Origin of the sequence: Pseudomonas sp. (assembly GCF_046581935.1) — a bacterium.
GTDB lineage: Bacteria > Pseudomonadota > Gammaproteobacteria > Pseudomonadales > Pseudomonadaceae > Aquipseudomonas.
In genome coordinates, this window is record NZ_JAYGFK010000014.1 from 278,665 (window position 1) to 293,274 (window position 14,610).

15 protein-coding genes and 1 pseudogene are annotated in these 14,610 nt (G+C 57.7%); 7 read left to right on the plus strand and 9 right to left on the minus strand.

The features are described 5' to 3' along the window. Positions 1-110: 110 nt before the first annotated feature. Complete coding sequence (locus tag VCA57_RS12120; RefSeq protein ID WP_411185277.1) at positions 111-884, plus strand: spermidine synthase; 774 nt, start codon at positions 111-113, stop codon at positions 882-884. Between the two features lie 21 nt (positions 885-905). On the opposite strand, the gene VCA57_RS12125 is transcribed toward VCA57_RS12120, so the two are convergent. Next, the gene (locus tag VCA57_RS12125) at positions 906-1,697 is read right to left on the minus strand and encodes a crotonase/enoyl-CoA hydratase family protein (protein WP_411185278.1); all 792 of its coding nucleotides are present in this window, start codon (positions 1,695-1,697) and stop codon (positions 906-908) included. A 341-nt stretch (positions 1,698-2,038) separates the two neighbouring features. Between VCA57_RS12125 and VCA57_RS12130 the strand changes: the two genes are divergently transcribed. Next, on the plus strand, positions 2,039-3,748 hold the full coding sequence (locus tag VCA57_RS12130; RefSeq protein WP_411185279.1) for a DEAD/DEAH box helicase: 1,710 nt from the start codon (positions 2,039-2,041) through the stop codon (positions 3,746-3,748). Between the two features lie 69 nt (positions 3,749-3,817). Here the strand turns inward: VCA57_RS12130 and VCA57_RS12135 are convergent, their stop codons facing one another. Beyond that, positions 3,818-4,588: a DODA-type extradiol aromatic ring-opening family dioxygenase gene (locus VCA57_RS12135; RefSeq protein ID WP_411185280.1), complete on the minus strand. Its 771-nt coding sequence runs from the start codon at positions 4,586-4,588 to the stop codon at positions 3,818-3,820. A gap of 171 nt (positions 4,589-4,759) precedes the next feature. Here VCA57_RS12135 and VCA57_RS12140 point away from each other — a divergent pair, with 171 nt between their 5' ends. Beyond that, complete coding sequence (locus VCA57_RS12140; protein WP_411185281.1) at positions 4,760-5,416, plus strand: thiopurine S-methyltransferase; 657 nt, start codon at positions 4,760-4,762, stop codon at positions 5,414-5,416. A gap of 52 nt (positions 5,417-5,468) precedes the next feature. On the opposite strand, the gene htpX is transcribed toward VCA57_RS12140, so the two are convergent. The 3 genes from htpX to VCA57_RS12155 all read right to left on the minus strand — a co-directional run bounded on the left by htpX (position 5,469) and on the right by VCA57_RS12155 (position 8,158). After that, complete coding sequence (gene htpX, locus VCA57_RS12145) at positions 5,469-6,341, minus strand: protease HtpX (protein ID WP_411185282.1); 873 nt, start codon at positions 6,339-6,341, stop codon at positions 5,469-5,471. Between the two features lie 148 nt (positions 6,342-6,489). After that, positions 6,490-6,942: a hypothetical protein gene (locus VCA57_RS12150; protein WP_411185283.1), complete on the minus strand. Its 453-nt coding sequence runs from the start codon at positions 6,940-6,942 to the stop codon at positions 6,490-6,492. A 4-nt stretch (positions 6,943-6,946) separates the two neighbouring features. Further along, positions 6,947-8,158 (minus strand): pyridoxal phosphate-dependent aminotransferase, encoded by a 1,212-nt coding sequence (locus tag VCA57_RS12155; protein ID WP_411185284.1) that lies wholly within the window; start codon positions 8,156-8,158, stop codon positions 6,947-6,949. Positions 8,159-8,402: 244 nt separating this feature from the next. Between VCA57_RS12155 and msrB the strand changes: the two genes are divergently transcribed. Further along, a complete protein-coding gene (msrB, locus tag VCA57_RS12160) occupies positions 8,403-8,798 on the plus strand; it encodes a peptide-methionine (R)-S-oxide reductase MsrB (protein WP_411185285.1) in 396 nt (131 codons plus the stop codon). A 292-nt stretch (positions 8,799-9,090) separates the two neighbouring features. Here the strand turns inward: msrB and VCA57_RS12165 are convergent, their stop codons facing one another. Both VCA57_RS12165 and VCA57_RS12170 read right to left on the minus strand, forming a co-directional pair. Further along, the gene (locus tag VCA57_RS12165; RefSeq protein ID WP_411185286.1) at positions 9,091-9,564 is read right to left on the minus strand and encodes a peroxiredoxin; all 474 of its coding nucleotides are present in this window, start codon (positions 9,562-9,564) and stop codon (positions 9,091-9,093) included. Positions 9,565-9,576: 12 nt separating this feature from the next. After that, the gene (locus VCA57_RS12170) at positions 9,577-10,134 is read right to left on the minus strand and encodes a glycine cleavage system protein R (protein WP_411185287.1); all 558 of its coding nucleotides are present in this window, start codon (positions 10,132-10,134) and stop codon (positions 9,577-9,579) included. Between the two features lie 228 nt (positions 10,135-10,362). Between VCA57_RS12170 and dapA the strand changes: the two genes are divergently transcribed. The 3 genes from dapA to VCA57_RS12185 all read left to right on the plus strand — a co-directional run bounded on the left by dapA (position 10,363) and on the right by VCA57_RS12185 (position 13,337). Beyond that, complete coding sequence (dapA, locus tag VCA57_RS12175; RefSeq protein ID WP_411185288.1) at positions 10,363-11,244, plus strand: 4-hydroxy-tetrahydrodipicolinate synthase; 882 nt, start codon at positions 10,363-10,365, stop codon at positions 11,242-11,244. Positions 11,245-11,261: 17 nt separating this feature from the next. Next, positions 11,262-12,380: an outer membrane protein assembly factor BamC gene (gene bamC / locus VCA57_RS12180; protein WP_411185289.1), complete on the plus strand. Its 1,119-nt coding sequence runs from the start codon at positions 11,262-11,264 to the stop codon at positions 12,378-12,380. A gap of 87 nt (positions 12,381-12,467) precedes the next feature. Continuing rightward, entirely contained in the window at positions 12,468-13,337 is an 870-nt protein-coding gene (locus tag VCA57_RS12185) for a phosphoribosylaminoimidazolesuccinocarboxamide synthase (protein WP_411185290.1), read from the plus strand. Between the two features lie 281 nt (positions 13,338-13,618). Here VCA57_RS12185 and VCA57_RS12190 read toward each other — a convergent pair whose 3' ends face one another. Next, on the minus strand, positions 13,619-14,020 hold the full coding sequence (locus tag VCA57_RS12190; RefSeq protein WP_411185291.1) for a type II TA system antitoxin MqsA family protein: 402 nt from the start codon (positions 14,018-14,020) through the stop codon (positions 13,619-13,621). Positions 14,021-14,022: 2 nt separating this feature from the next. Continuing rightward, positions 14,023-14,328 (minus strand): annotated as a pseudogene (locus VCA57_RS12195) (type II toxin-antitoxin system MqsR family toxin). Between the last annotated feature and the right edge of the window lie 282 nt (positions 14,329-14,610).

Consider the following 14,610-nt stretch of genomic DNA (forward strand, 5'->3'; position numbering starts at 1 on the left):
CGCTGCCGACTGAGGCAAATTATCGCGTGACCAGAGTGGGGCGCCTCAATGACAATTAGCACCTTGCTCGCGGCCGGCATGGTCGCGGATGTCACGCTGGAGAGTGGTGGATGCCAGGTTTACCCCCGGTCGGTCAGATGCCGGACCCGCTGTTGATTGCCGAAGTACATGATGCCTTCGGGGTGATTCAGGTGGTTGAAATGGGCGCTTATCGCTTTCTTGAGTTCGGTGAGGCCATCGAACAGAGCTGCGTCTATATGCCTGACCCGAGCTGGCTGGAATATGACTACACCCGTGCCATGCTGCTTGGTGCGCTGTGCCACGAGCACCCTGAGAGCGCCCTGTTTCTTGGTCTGGGAGCTGGCAACCTGACTCAGGCGTGCCTGAAGTTTCTGCCGCTGGATGATGTTGAGGTCATCGAGTTGCGTGCCGATGTGCCGCGACTGGCCATGGAGCACATGGGCCTGGCCGATGATCCACGGCTGACCATTCGTATCGGCGATGCCCTGGAATTGCTAGAAAGTGCGGAAAAGACCGACCTGTTATTCGTCGATCTCTATACCGATCACGGCCCGGCGACGGGCCACCTGGCCTGGCGTTTTCTGGAAAACTGCCAGAAGCAACTCAATCCTGGTGGCTGGTTGATTATTAACCAGTGGGCCGGCAACGACGGCAAACCGCTTGGCGCACCGCTGTTACGCGGCCTTTACCACCGGCATTACTGGGAGTGCCCGGTGAAAGAGGGCAATGTGGTGCTGCTGGTGCCGGCTGATATGGAGCAGCAGGTCGATCTCGACGAGTTGCATCGCCGCAATGCCTTACTCGCCCCCCAGTTTGGTTATTCGCTGGAATCATTGATCAACGCGCTGCGTCCGGCGTCCTGATGCGCTCGCCGGTGTGCGGGTTTAGCGGCCCTTAAAGTCGCCGGGGCGGCGCTCCAACATGGCGTTCACGCCTTCCTGTGCATCTGCGCTGGCCATCAGTCGGGTCACTGTGGCGTGTAGGCCAGCGGCTGCTGCCGTCTCTCCTGCAGTCACCGCCATGCGTGCCGAAGCTAAGGTGGCCTGCACGCCTAGCGGTGCTTGTGCGGCAATGCGCTCGGCCAGCCACAGCGCTTTGGGGAGCAACTCTTCACTGGCCACTACTTCCTGTACAAGGCCTAGGCGGTAGGCCTCGTGAGCGTCAAATTCATCCCCGGTGAGCAGCCAGCGCATGGCATTGCCCCAGCCTGCTGTCTGATGCATGCGTAGGGTGGCACCGCCGAACGGAAAGATACCGCGCTGCACTTCCATCTGTGCAAAGCGGGTGTTGCTCGCGCACAGGTTGATGTCTGAGGCCAGCATCAGCTCAATACCGATGGTGTAGCAGTAGCCTTGCGCGGCCACGATTACTGGCTTGCTCACCCGTGGCCCGCCGAATACCCCCCAAGGGTCACAGCCGCCTTCGGGGATTTTCCAGCCGGCAGCAAATTGCGCCGCCACATTGGCCAGGTCCAGGCCGGCAGTGAAGTGGTCGCCATGGGCAAACACCAGTGCCACGCGCGCCTCGTTGTCGCGTTCAAAGTCACCGTAGGCCAGGCACATGTCATCGAGCATGGGCATGTCGAAGGCATTGCGTTTGCGCGCTCGGTCCAGGCCGATCAGCATGATCTGGCCACGTTTCTCTCGGCTAACGCGGCCGCTGGTGCTTTGGGTCATGGCGATGAGTCCTCGTATGCAGGTTCTGGAGGCGGTTAATAGTTGTTGCGGCGTGGCCGTAGAAGGCTATCAGAGCGTGGGCATATGACACGCCATACGCTTTATTTATGGCTTATTTGTTGAAAATCCGGCACATCGGCCAGGTTTTCCGGTATAGTGCGCGCCGGTCAATTTTTGGCCACGTTCAGGTAGTGCAAATCGCCCGAAGCTCGACTTCGGCAGCCAGTCCGCAAAGCGGGCTATCCTTGACGATTCATTTATCACCATGTTTTCGCAAATCCCCGCCTACAGAGCTGCCAGGGTGACTTTAGGGTCTTACACGGCATGCGTAGCTTTGGAATATGGGTCTTTGCGGATGCACTAGAGGCAGACCCATGACCCAGGAAACCGGCGGCTTCGCCGCACTCGGCCTTCACACCAATATTCTCGCTGCTCTGACCGCTGTAGGTTACGAAGAGCCGTCGCCGATTCAGGCGCAGGCTATTCCCGTAATCCTTTCGGGGCAGGACATGATCGGTCAGGCCCAGACCGGTACCGGTAAGACCGCTGCATTCGCCTTGCCGATTCTGTCGAAAATCGACCCGGCCAAGCGTGAGCCGCAGGCGCTGATCCTCGCGCCAACCCGTGAGCTGGCCCTGCAAGTGGCCACCGCGTTTGAAACCTACTCGAAGCAGATGCCTGGCCTTAATGTGGTTGCCGTATACGGCGGCGCACCGATGGGTCCGCAACTGAAAGCCATTCGCCAGGGCGCACAAGTCATTGTGGCTACCCCGGGTCGACTGGTTGACCACCTGCGTCGCGATGAGAAAGTCTTGTCCACCATTCAATACCTGGTGCTTGACGAAGCAGACGAAATGCTCAAATTGGGCTTTATGGATGACCTCGAAGTAATCTTCGAAGCCATGCCGGCCAGCCGCCAGAGCGTGCTGTTCTCCGCGACTCTTCCACACTCGATCCGCGCTATTGCTGAAAAGCACCTGCGTGATCCGCAACACATCAAAATCGCCTCCAAGACCCAGACTGTGACTGCCATTGAGCAGGCGCACCTGATGGTTCACGCCGACCAGAAGCACGCTGCTGTGCTGCGTCTGCTGGAAGTCGAAGAGTTTGATGCGTTGATCGGTTTTGTGCGTACCAAGCAAGCGACCCTGGACCTGGCCGCTGCGCTGGAGGCCAAGGGCTACAAGGCTGCCGCACTGAACGGCGACATCGCGCAGAATCAGCGCGAGCGCGTGATTGAGTCTTTGAAAGATGGCCGTCTGGACATCGTTATCGCTACCGACGTTGCCGCTCGCGGCCTCGACGTGCCGCGCATCACTCACGTGATGAACGTGGACATGCCGTACGACCCAGAGTCCTATGTGCACCGTATCGGCCGTACTGGCCGTGCTGGCCGTACTGGTCGTGCGCTGCTGCTGGTAACGCCGCGTGAGCGTCGCATGCTGCAGGTGATTGAGCGTGTAACCGGGCAAAAAGTCGGCGAAGTCAAATTGCCGGACGCCCAGCAAGTGCTGGACGCGCGCATCAAGAAACTGACTAACAGCCTGGCACCGCTGGTAGCTGATGCTGAAGCCAGTCATGGTGATCTGCTTGATCGTCTGACCGCTGATATCGGTTGCAGCCCGCGTGCCCTGGCCGCAGCCCTGTTGCGCAAAGCCACCAATGGTCAGGCCCTGACTCTGGCTGAAGTTCAGCGTGATCAGCCGCTGGTGCCAGGCAGTGGTGGTGCTCCGCGTGAACGTAGTGAGCGCAGTGAGCGTCCTGATCGCGAAGGCAGCCGTGAGCGTCGCGCTCCCGTGCCATTGGCTGAAGGTCGTGCTCGTTGCCGTACCGCGCTGGGTGCGCGTGACGGTATTGCTGCGAAGAACCTGCTGGGTGCCATCCTTAACGAAGGTGGTTTGGTTCGTGAAGATATCGGTCGCATTCAGGTGCGTGAGAGCTTCAGTCTGGTCGAGCTTCCAGAAGAAGGCCTTGAGCGCCTGCTGGGTAAGCTGAAAGACACCCGCGTCGGTGGCAAGCCGCTGAAGCTGCGTCGTTATCGCGAAGATTGATGCTTCGTTGAATAAAGGAGCCCCGCCTAGTGCGGGGCTTTTTTTGCGCGGTATAGCGGGATTTTTACCTCAAGCGAAGCTGTAGATATCCATTCCCAATGCGCCCATGGTGAAGCCGCTGTGCTCGACCTTGAATTGCCCGCCTGCGCCCTCGGCGAAGAACAGCGGTAGCAGGTGTTCTTCGCTGGGGTGGCTGCGTACGGCGTAGGGTGCCAGCTTGCGGTAGTCCTCCAGGGCGTGGTGATCCTGTTTTTCAAGTTTGTCGACGACCCAATCGCGAAAGGCCTGAGCCCAAGGCTCGATGCTGTCTGTGCCGGCCTGCCAGTCAAGTTCGCCGAGGTTGTGGGTGATGCTCCCTGAGCCGATCAGCAGCACGCCTTGGCTGCGCAAGCTGGCTAAGGCCTGGCCAACCTGGCGTTGCAGGGCCGGGCCGTGCTGGCTGGGCAGTGAGACTTGCACCACGGGAATGTTGGCCTCTGGGTACATCAACGACAGTGGCACCCAGGTGCCGTGATCTAACGGTCGCTCAGCATCAAGTTGCGCAGTCAGGCCAGCTTGCGCGAGCAAGTTCACGATTTCACCTGCTAATTGCGGTTCGCCCGGCGCGGGGTATTGCACGTGGTAGAGCTCGGCCGGAAAACCGCCAAAGTCATGCCAAATCTTCGGCTGTGCAGCGCTGCCGACCCGCAGTTCGCGGCTTTCCCAGTGCGCTGAAACCACCACAATTGCGCGTGGCTTGGGCAGCTGTTGGGCTAGGCAGGCGAGGGCGGGGCCGCTGGCACCAGGTTGCAGTGCCAGCATAGGGGAGCCGTGGGAGATAAACAGGCTGGGGAACGACATGGCAGACTCCTGATCGATTTTCGCTATCTTCTATCAGTCAAGCAGGGCATTAAAGCGTAAATATCCGGGTGTTTTTATCGCCTGAGTAGATGTGTTATTCGCTTAAGGAATCCCTTGGCCTTCTCGGCTGCTTTGCGGCACGATCCCTGTTGAATATTTACAGGAGTCGTTATGCACGCAGAATTCTGGCAGACACGTTGGGCGCGCAGTGAAATCGGTTTTCACTTGCCTGAGGTCAATCCTTATCTGCAGCAGTACTGGCCTGCGTTGGGGTTGCCTGAGGGGGCACGGGTGTTGGTGCCGCTATGTGGCAAGAGCCTGGATCTGGCCTGGCTCGCCGGGCAGGGATATCAGGTCGTTGGGGTTGAGCTGGCGCAGCGTGCAGTCGAAGACTTTTTCAGCGAGCATGGGCTTGAGCCTCAAATTAGTGAGGTTGGGTCATTCAAGCTCTATCGAGCTGGCGCCGTGGAAATCTACTGTGGTGATTTCTTTGCGTTGACTGAGCAGCACCTTGTTGGCTGCTCAGCCCTGTATGACCGTGCCGCATTAATCGCCCTGCCTGGACCGATGCGTGAGCGTTATGCCGCACACCTGGCGCAAGTGCTGCCAGTCGGCTGTCGAGGCCTTTTGGTAACGCTGGACTATGACCAGGAGCAAATGGATGGCCCGCCTTTCGCTGTGAGTGAGGGGGAGGTACAGCGTTTGCTCGCAGAACTATGGCAAATAGAGCCATTGGCGTGCAGTGATGTATTGGGTGAAAACTGGAGGTTTTTAAAGCGCGGACTTAGCCGTTTGGATGAGCGGGTGTATCGACTGACTCGCCAGTGAGTCCCGAATACAAGAAAGGCGGCCGTGGCCGCCTTTCTTGTATGTGTCGAGCTTAGCCGCGCTGACGCAGGGCTTCGATACGATCTTCCAGCGGCGGGTGAGTCATCAGCAGACCAGCCAGGCCGTGCTTTAGGCCGCCGTTGATGCCGAAAGCCATCATGCTGTTAGGCATATTGACGGGGACTTCCTGTTCAGCGCGCAGGCGCTGCAGGGCGGCGATCATTGCACCGGTGCCAGCCAGGCGAGCGCCGGCGTCGTCGGCCTTGAATTCGCGTTTACGCGAGAACCACATAACGATGATGCTGGCCAGAATGCCCAGTACCAGCTCGGCGAAGATGGTCGCCACGAAGTAGCCAATACCCGGGCCGTCTTCATTCTTCAGAATTACTTTATCGACGAAGTTGCCGAAGATTCGTGCAAAGAACATCACAAAGGTGTTCACCACGCCCTGAATCAGCGCCAGGGTGACCATGTCGCCATTGGCCACGTGGCCGATTTCATGGGCCAGAACGGCTTTCACTTCATCTGGCGAGAAGCGCTCCAGCAAGCCCTGGCTTACTGCAACTAGGGCGTCGTTCTTATTCCAGCCGGTGGCAAAGGCGTTGGACTCGTAAGCTGGGAAGATACCCACTTCTGGCATCTTGATCCCGGCTTCGCGTGACAGCTCCTCCACAGTCTGCAGCAACCATTGTTCGTGGCGGGTGCGTGGTTGAGTGATGATTTCGGTTTTGGTGCTCATCTTCGCCATCCACTTGGATAGCAACAGCGAAACCAGCGAACCGGCAAAACCAAATACGGCGCAGAAAACTAGCAGGCTGCCGTAGTTCTGGCCGGTAAAGCGGTCAACCCCAAGCAGTTTCAGGGTGATGCTGGCGATGATCAACACCGCAATGTTGGTGGCCAGGAACAGCATAATGCGCATCATGGTGTATTGAGACTCCTCACGGGAAATATCTATCCGGTCGCTACAAAACCGTGTTCTGGCTGCCCTGCCTGGTTTTTTAGCGACCTGCTAATTGGTTATGTCGGCTATATAAGGGCGCACCCCCCGGCACTTCAACCCGGCGACTATTTCAAACTATGTCGCTTGCAGCGTTGAGGCTGCTTTCGAACAGCAGGCGGGTGAGGCGGGCGACGCGTTCGCCATGGCGTTGGGCGAGCGCTTCACGTAATTGAAATGCCAGAGTGGCGTGTACGCGGCGTACGCTGGGTGGCAGGGCGTCACCTTCGCGCAGGGCGTGCGGGACGCCGCGGGTCAGGCGCAGAAAGCCCTTTTCCGAGAGCACGGCTTGATCCAGGGCGTCATAGCCGATGGTTGAGTCGAAGCGTATATAACCTTCTTCGGCCAACCACAGCAGCGCACCCAAGCAGCTTTGATGGCGCGGCGTGGGCAGGCCGAATTCGTCCGGCTCTTCACGGCCGATCAGGTCTTCGACATACAGCGCGACTTTGCTCGGGAATGCCTGGTACAGCATCAGCAGGCCGGCCGCGGCATCCTTGTAGAAGTCGTCTATCTGCAGGTCCATGGGCTTACTGCTGGTAAGTCTTGAGGAAGTTGCCAATACGGCCGATGGCCATTTCCAGTTCATCCACGCGCGGCAGGGTAACCACGCGAAAGTGATCCGGCCACGGCCAGTTGAACGCGGTGCCCTGAACGATCAGGAGTTTTTCCGAGAGCAGCAGGTCCAGGACGAATTTCTCATCGTTATGGATCGGACAGATTTTCGGGTCGATCTTCGGGAAGGCATACAGCGCGCCCATCGGCTTGACGCAGCTGACCCCAGGAATGTCGTTGAGCAGCTCCCAGGTGCGGTTGCGCTGCTCCAGCAGGCGGCCTTGTGGCAGCACCAGGTCATTGATGCTCTGGTAGCCGCCAAGTGCGGTCTGAATCGCATGCTGGCTTGGTACGTTGGCGCACAGGCGCATGTTGGCAAGGATGTCGATGCCTTCGATGTAGCTTTGTGCGCGGTGTTTGGGGCCGGAAATGGCTACCCAGCCGGAACGGAAGCCGGCCACGCGGTAGGACTTCGACAGGCCGTTGAAGGTCAGGCACAGCACGTCCGGGGCCAGCGAGGCGGTGGAGATGTGCTGGGCTTCGTCGTAGAGAATCTTGTCGTAAATCTCGTCGGAGAACAGTACCAGGTTGTGCTGGCGCGCCAGCTCGACGATGTCCATCAGCACTTCTTTGGAGTACACCGCGCCGGTGGGGTTGTTCGGGTTGATCAGCACCAGAGCCTTGGTGTTCGGGGTGATCTTGGCCTTCATATCGGCGATGTCGGGGAACCAGCCAGCTTGCTCGTCGCACAGGTAGTGCACCGGCTTGCCGCCAGCCAGCGCCACTGCAGCGGTCCACAGTGGGTAATCCGGAGCAGGGATGAGCACTTCATCGTTGTTGTTCAGCAGCGCCTGCATGGCCATCACGATCAGCTCGGAGACACCGTTGCCGAGGTAGATGTCCTCGATGCCAACGCCTTCTACCTGTTTCTGCTGGTAGTACTGCATAACGGCTTTACGCGCACTGAACAGGCCTTTGGAGTCGCTGTAACCTTGGGCTGTCGGTAGGTTGCGGATCACATCCTGGAGAATCTCTTCAGGCGCTTCGAAACCGAACGGTGCAGGGTTGCCAATGTTCAGCTTGAGGATGCGGTGGCCTTCCTCTTCCAGGCGTTTGGCGTGCTTGAGTACCGGGCCGCGGATGTCGTAGCAGACGTTGGCGAGCTTGTTCGATTTGCTGAACTGCATGTAAGTGATCCCGAATGGTGGAACGCCGCTGAATTACCCTGCAAAGAGCTGCGATATAACGCACCTTGGCAGGTTGTAACGCCGGTGACAGACTGGGGTCGAATGATACGTGCCAGCCCGACCTTGGCAAAGGTGCTGGTCGGGCTTTTTTCTGGCTTGCCATTTATTGCTGCCAGCCTTCTGGCCGTTGCGGCGCGACGTTCAAAATCGCGTTCAGCGATTTTTCTATTGAGGAGACCTGCCTGTGGAAAAGTTAGATAAACCCCTGGACGCCTGGCGTGAGGAACTTTCCGAGGAGCAATTCCACGTGTGCCGCTTAGGTGGCACAGAGCGCGCCTTTAGCGGCGAGTATCACGACAGCAAGGTGCCGGGTATTTACCACTGTGCTTGCTGCCAGGCCGAGCTGTTTGATTCGGACGCCAAGTACGACTCCGGCAGCGGCTGGCCCAGCTACTTTCAACCGGTTAGCAGTGAAGCCATCACCAGTCTGGATGACTTCAATCACGGCATGCACCGCATCGAAGTCAAATGCGCCAAATGTGATGCTCACCTGGGGCACGTGTTTCCCGATGGACCAGCGCCGACGGGGCTGCGTTACTGCATCAATTCGGCATCGCTCAAGCTGGTTGCGAAACCGTAGCCCGTATTTGGTGATGCTGTGGCTCGTTGGCGGTGAGCGGTCGTTAACGAGCGGGGAGTGTGTTGCGAGGCAAGTAGTCATGCACTGCAAATCGCCAGTGTCGCCTGGTGAATACAGGACGCTGGCCTGAGGAGCGCAGAGCAAGGAGTCTCTGCGTGCGCGTGATGCTATCAGGGCGGGTTTGAACGTGTTGGCGAGTCGTGTCGCCCAAACAACACATCCGTGATGAGTGCACGTACTCATCACGGATGTGGCAGCTAGGCAGCCGCCAGCATTTTTTTAGGGTTGGTTTTTAGGCTTTATTCAGTGTCTGGGCTGCAGCCAGCACGGCATCGACGTGGCCTGGTACTTTGACGCCGCGCCACTCTTGACGCAGTACACCGTCTTTGTCAATCAGGAAGGTGCTGCGATCGACGCCCAGGTATTCCTTGCCATAAAGCTTCTTCAGCTTGATCACATCGAACAGCTGGCAAACGGCTTCATCTTTGTCAGAAATCAGTTCGAAGGGGAAAGCCTGTTTGCATTTGAAGTTCTCGTGGGACTTCATGCCGTCTCGCGATACGCCAAACACAACCGTGTTGGCCGCCTGAAACGCCGGGTATTGATCACGGAAGCCCTGGCCCTCGGTCGTGCAGCCAGGTGTGCTGTCCTTCGGGTAGAAGTAAATCACTACTTGCTGGCCCTTGAGTGCGGACAGCTTGACGCTTTGGCCACTAGTGGCCTCTGCCTGAAAGTCTGCAACCGGGGTGTCGAGTGCTACGGCCATAAATAGAGCTCCTTATGGATTCTGAGGGCGCCAAGGTTCAATCAGTGCGTCCAGGTTCAAGGCGTCGGCAAAATCGAGGAACTGGTCGCGCAACCAACTGATCTGCGTGCCGGCTGGCAGGGTCACTGTCAGGGTGGCATTGAGCATGGTGCCGCCAGTCTGTGGGGCCTGATAGGTATCGCAGGTGAGGTTTTCCAGTTCGACATGGTGGTCGATGAAGAACTGGCACAGCTCATTGAGAATGTCTGGGCGGTAGGCCGAGCTGACATAGGCCACATAAGGCAGCGCTTGCGGGCGGCTATCTGAGGCGGAGCTGCGAATCACATTGACCGAGAACGTGTGCTTCTTCGCGAGCGCAGGCAGGCTCGACTCCAAACGCGCCAGCGCATCCCAGCTGCCGGATATCTGCAACACCAAGGCGCTGTATTCGCCATGTCGGCTCAAACGGGTGCTGACCACCGCACAGCGGTTCTCGTGACTGGTGCGGCAGAGCACATTGGTCAGCTCCATGGCATTGGGGCCTAGGGCGCTGATAAGCAGGAATTGTTCACGAACTGAGGGGGTGGACATGCAGCCTTCCTAAAACGATAAGCGGTCGGTCTGCATGCGCAGTACCGATCAAAGCAGGAAGGGTAGCGAAAAGCACCGCTTAGGGGAATGCCAGCTCGGGCTGGCCGGTGAGGAATGTGTCGTGTTTGCTCAATAAAGATTGTATGTGCGTAGCCAAGGTACTTCGCTTGTACAAGGCAGGTGGCCCCAGTACCATTACGGCTCTCTTTTTCCGGCAGGAGCGGTTGCATGATTGCGGGCAGTATGGTGGCACTGGTTACGCCCATGGATGCACAAGGTGGTCTTGATTGGGGCAGCCTGAGCAAACTGGTGGACTTCCACCTACAAGAGGGCACCAACGCCATCGTCGCGGTCGGCACCACTGGTGAGTCCCCAACGCTGGATTTCAACACTGAGCATTTGGAAGTCATTCGCCGTGTGGTTGACCAGGTGGCTGGGCGCATTCCGGTGATCGCCGGTACGGGGGCGAATGCAACCCGTGAGGCGGTCGAGTGGACGCAGGCAGCTAAGGACGTGGGCGCTGATGCCTGCCTTCTGGTAACGCCTTACTACAACAAACCGACTCAGGAAGGCCTCTATCAGCACTTCCGGCATATCGCCGAAGCTGTAGCTATTCCGCAAATTCTTTATAACGTGCCCGGCCGTACGGCGTGCGACATGCTGCCGGAAACGGTCGAGCGCTTAGCCAAAATAGATAACATCATCGGCATCAAAGAAGCCACCGGCGACTTGCAGCGTGCCCAAGAAGTTCTCGACCGCGTTGGCAAGGACTTCCTTGTTTACTCCGGCGATGATCCTACTGCTGTCGAGCTGATCCTGATGGGCGGCAAGGGCAATATCTCGGTCACCGCCAACGTTGCGCCACGCGCCATGAGTGATCTGTGCGCTGCCGCCATGCGTGGTGAGGCAGCGATTGCCCGTGCAATCAACGATCGTTTGATGCCCCTGCACAAGGCACTGTTTGTTGAATCCAACCCGATTCCGGTGAAATGGGCGCTGCATGAAATGGGTTTGATGCCAGACGGTATCCGTCTGCCACTGACCTGGCTTAGCCCGCGTTGTCATGAACCGCTGCGTCAGGCCCTGCGCCAGTCCGGCGTATTGGTTTAATTGAGGAATTACTACGCATGAAGCGACTCACCGGACTCTCTGCACTGGCTCTGATCATCGCCGCTACCAGTGGTTGTGGTTGGATCTATGGCGAAAACGGCTATTTCCGTGACCGCGGCAGCGATTACCTCGAAGCCCGTCAGACGGCAACGATGCAAATGCCGCCAAATGTTGACGCCAAACGCATCGATCCACTGCTGCCAGTGCCGTCGCAGGTTGCGACCACCAAGGATACTGGCGAATTTATCGTTCCTCGTCCGCAAGCCCTGGCAACAGGCGGCGATGTCAGTGATTTCAGCCTGCAGAAGAGCGGCGAGTCACGTTGGGTTGTGGCGCAGCGCGTACCAGCTGAAGTTTGGCCGGTGGCGCGTCAGTTTTTTGCTGACAATGGCTTCCAGATTGCCGAAGAACGTCCGCAAACCGGTGAATTTAGCACTGCCTGGCAGCGTTTTGATGCCTTGTCCGAATCCATGGCCCGCCGCCTGAGCAGCCGTGTGACTGGTGTCAATCCAGATGCTGAAACCCGTGTGCGGGTGCGTATCGAGCCAGGTGTACAGCGCAATACCAGCGAAATCTTCGTGGTCAGCGCCGAACGTCCAGCGGGCAGCACTGCTGACGTCGCCTTCACCACGCGCAGCAGCAACCCAAGCCTGGATGCTGCGCTGCTGGATGAAATGCTCGTCACATTGGCACGCAGCGCTGAGCAGGGCGGTTCTGTATCCTTGCTGGCCGCTCGCGACTTCGATGCCCCTAGTCGCGTCAGTCTCTCTGAAGACGGCAATGGTAGCCCGGTGCTGACGCTGGGTGCTGACTTCGACCGCGCCTGGTCCGGTGTTGGCCGCTCCCTGGAAATGGCTGATGTGCGCATCGACGACATCAACCGTAGCCTGGGGGTTTACTACATCAACTTGGCCGAACGCGCACAGAAGCCGGATGAAAAACCAGGCTTCTTTGGCAGTGTTTTTGGCAGCGAGCCGAGCAAAGAAGAGATCGATGCCCGCGCCGAGCGCTACCAAGTGCGCCTGACAACGATTGGCGAAAGCGTGCAGGTCTCCGTGGAAAAAGACCTCAACACCAATGCCCCGGCCGATGTCGCACGCAAGGTGCTTGACCTGATTCAGGAAAACCTTGGCTAACAGCAGGCAACTGCTGCACCGGCAATACCAATAGGCGAAACCCAGTGGGTTTCGCCTGTTTTGTTTACCAAAGGCGGAAATTCCAACATGAGCACAGCCACTACTTTGAGCCTGAAAAAAATCTATTCAGGCAAAGTCCGTGACCTCTACGAGATCGACGAAAAACGCATGTTGATGGTCGCCACTGACCGCCTTTCGGCTTTCGATGTGATTCTCAACGAGCCGATCCCGGAGAAGGGCAAGATACTCACCGCTATCTCCAACTTCTGGTTCGACAAGCTCGCGCACGTGGTGCCTAACCACTTCACCGGCGACAAAGTCGAGGACGTTGTACCGGCTGCCGAGTTGGCGTTGGTGGAAGGTCGTGCAGTTGTCGCCAAACGCCTTCAGCCGGTAGCTGTTGAGGCTATTGTGCGTGGCTATATCGTCGGTTCCGGTTGGAAGGAATACCAGAAGAGCGGCACTGTTTGCGGTATTCAACTGCCTGCAGGCCTTAAGGAAGCGGCGAAACTGCCGGAGCCTATCTTCACGCCTTCGACCAAGGCTGCTGTCGGCGATCATGACGAGAACATTTCTTTCGCCCAGTGCGAAGCGATTATCGGCGCAGAACTGGCCGCCAAGGTGCGCGATACCGCCATTGCCCTGTACAGCGCCGCGGTCGAATACGCAGCCACGCGCGGTATCATCATTGCGGACACCAAGTTCGAATTCGGCCTGGACGAAGAGGGCACCCTGACCCTGATGGACGAAGCCCTAACCCCAGACTCCAGCCGCTTCTGGCCAGCTGATAGTTATGCAGAAGGCACTAACCCGCCGAGCTTCGACAAACAGTTTGTGCGTGACTGGCTAGAGTCCACTGGCTGGAACAAAGAACCGCCAGCCCCGGCAGTGCCTGCCGACGTCGCGCAGAAAACCGCTGACAAATACCGTGAAGCCCTGACGCGCCTGACTGAATAAGCGGGTGCAGCACGCGATTTATCGCGACACAGAGGGGCACTGCGGTGCCCCTTTTTTGTGGGCGTCGCCTGCACCGGGCCTCCAACAGTTAGTGACCGAGCCTAAACGCAAAAGCCCCGTACTTCGCTGGGAGTAAGGGGCTTTGGTGCTGTTGTATGGCAGGAAGATAAGGATTTAACCCGCCTGCGAGCGGGTCAGTTCATGCCAAGCCCGCTCAATACGGAGCTTTTGCCTTCCTCGCTAGTTCGTTTCAGCTCAATTCGGCGCAGTGATTTCGACACTCAGCCTGCGCGTAACTCGTTGATCAGTTCAGGATGCCGGCCCAGTATCTTGAACAACTGCACCAGCGGTTGTGGGGCTTCTGTGCTACCTCGCTCGTAGCGAGAAAACGCATTTGGCCCACCACCGAACAGCTCTGCCGCTTCTCGCTGGCTCAAGCGTAATTGCTTGCGCACATTACGAATCAGCTCTTGATTACCGTCTTGGGCATTCACCTGTTGGCGAAACTCGTTCATGGCACGCATAACGCGCTCGCTTTCAGCAGGCCCAGTCAAGGACTCGCCGCACGCATCACACCAATCAGCCGTTACGGCCGTAATTTGGGTGGTTTGCCCTTTATAAGTGAAGGGTATATCGCGGGTGTCGTGAACCAGTTCCGCCCCGCTGCATACTGGACATTTCATGGTCACATCTCCTTAAAGGATACGATCAGCAGATCGGCCACTAGCGTGAACTTCAGATACACCTGCCCAAATTCAGTGTTGGGCCGGTAAACGTCCTGTCAGCTTGTATGATCCGCATAGGTTGTCATGCTCTTGAAAAAATCGCGGCTGGTCAGGGCATCAATCACGGCCAGCATATCGGCCAGCTCCATACCCAGCTCAGCGCCTCCTTCCAGGGCTACGCGGGTGAAGCGATAACGCTGCTCGGCTAATGCCTGCTTTACCTGCTCTAGCTTGAAATGAGGTTTGCACTTTTCTATGCGGAAAATAACCTTTTAGGTTAATTTTTTCAAACCTCACTTACATTGAAAATGATGGTCGTCCCTGGCTTCTACGCCTATTTAGGCATGCCCAAGTCATTGCAAAGCTATCCCGCCGGGCTAAAACTGCTCGATGCCGAGCAATAACGCTCCTTCATGCGGTCGCTGTGCTCTTTTCGGTCACTTTCGTAGCGCGCTAGCTAGGTTCCATATGTATCCAGTTAACGAACTGGCTGGCGTTGAGTTCTTCCACTTCCATGCACATTCCTGCACTATTCAGTCATATTCGAT

Excerpts from the sequence above, each read along its gene's own strand:
- VCA57_RS12120 (WP_411185277.1), top strand. The coding sequence starts at position 111 with ATGCCAGGTTTACCCCCGGTCGGTCAGATGCCGGACCCGCTGTTGATT.
- VCA57_RS12125 (WP_411185278.1), bottom strand. The coding sequence starts at position 1,697 with ATGACCCAAAGCACCAGCGGCCGCGTTAGCCGAGAGAAACGTGGCCAG.
- VCA57_RS12130 (WP_411185279.1), top strand. The coding sequence starts at position 2,039 with ATGGGTCTTTGCGGATGCACTAGAGGCAGACCCATGACCCAGGAAACC.
- VCA57_RS12135 (WP_411185280.1), bottom strand. The coding sequence starts at position 4,588 with ATGTCGTTCCCCAGCCTGTTTATCTCCCACGGCTCCCCTATGCTGGCA.
- VCA57_RS12140 (WP_411185281.1), top strand. The coding sequence starts at position 4,760 with ATGCACGCAGAATTCTGGCAGACACGTTGGGCGCGCAGTGAAATCGGT.
- htpX (WP_411185282.1), bottom strand. The coding sequence starts at position 6,341 with ATGATGCGCATTATGCTGTTCCTGGCCACCAACATTGCGGTGTTGATC.
- VCA57_RS12150 (WP_411185283.1), bottom strand. The coding sequence starts at position 6,942 with ATGGACCTGCAGATAGACGACTTCTACAAGGATGCCGCGGCCGGCCTG.
- VCA57_RS12155 (WP_411185284.1), bottom strand. The coding sequence starts at position 8,158 with ATGCAGTTCAGCAAATCGAACAAGCTCGCCAACGTCTGCTACGACATC.
- VCA57_RS12165 (WP_411185286.1), bottom strand. The coding sequence starts at position 9,564 with ATGGCCGTAGCACTCGACACCCCGGTTGCAGACTTTCAGGCAGAGGCC.
- VCA57_RS12170 (WP_411185287.1), bottom strand. The coding sequence starts at position 10,134 with ATGTCCACCCCCTCAGTTCGTGAACAATTCCTGCTTATCAGCGCCCTA.
- dapA (WP_411185288.1), top strand. The coding sequence starts at position 10,363 with ATGATTGCGGGCAGTATGGTGGCACTGGTTACGCCCATGGATGCACAA.
- bamC (WP_411185289.1), top strand. The coding sequence starts at position 11,262 with ATGAAGCGACTCACCGGACTCTCTGCACTGGCTCTGATCATCGCCGCT.
- VCA57_RS12185 (WP_411185290.1), top strand. The coding sequence starts at position 12,468 with ATGAGCACAGCCACTACTTTGAGCCTGAAAAAAATCTATTCAGGCAAA.
- VCA57_RS12190 (WP_411185291.1), bottom strand. The coding sequence starts at position 14,020 with ATGAAATGTCCAGTATGCAGCGGGGCGGAACTGGTTCACGACACCCGC.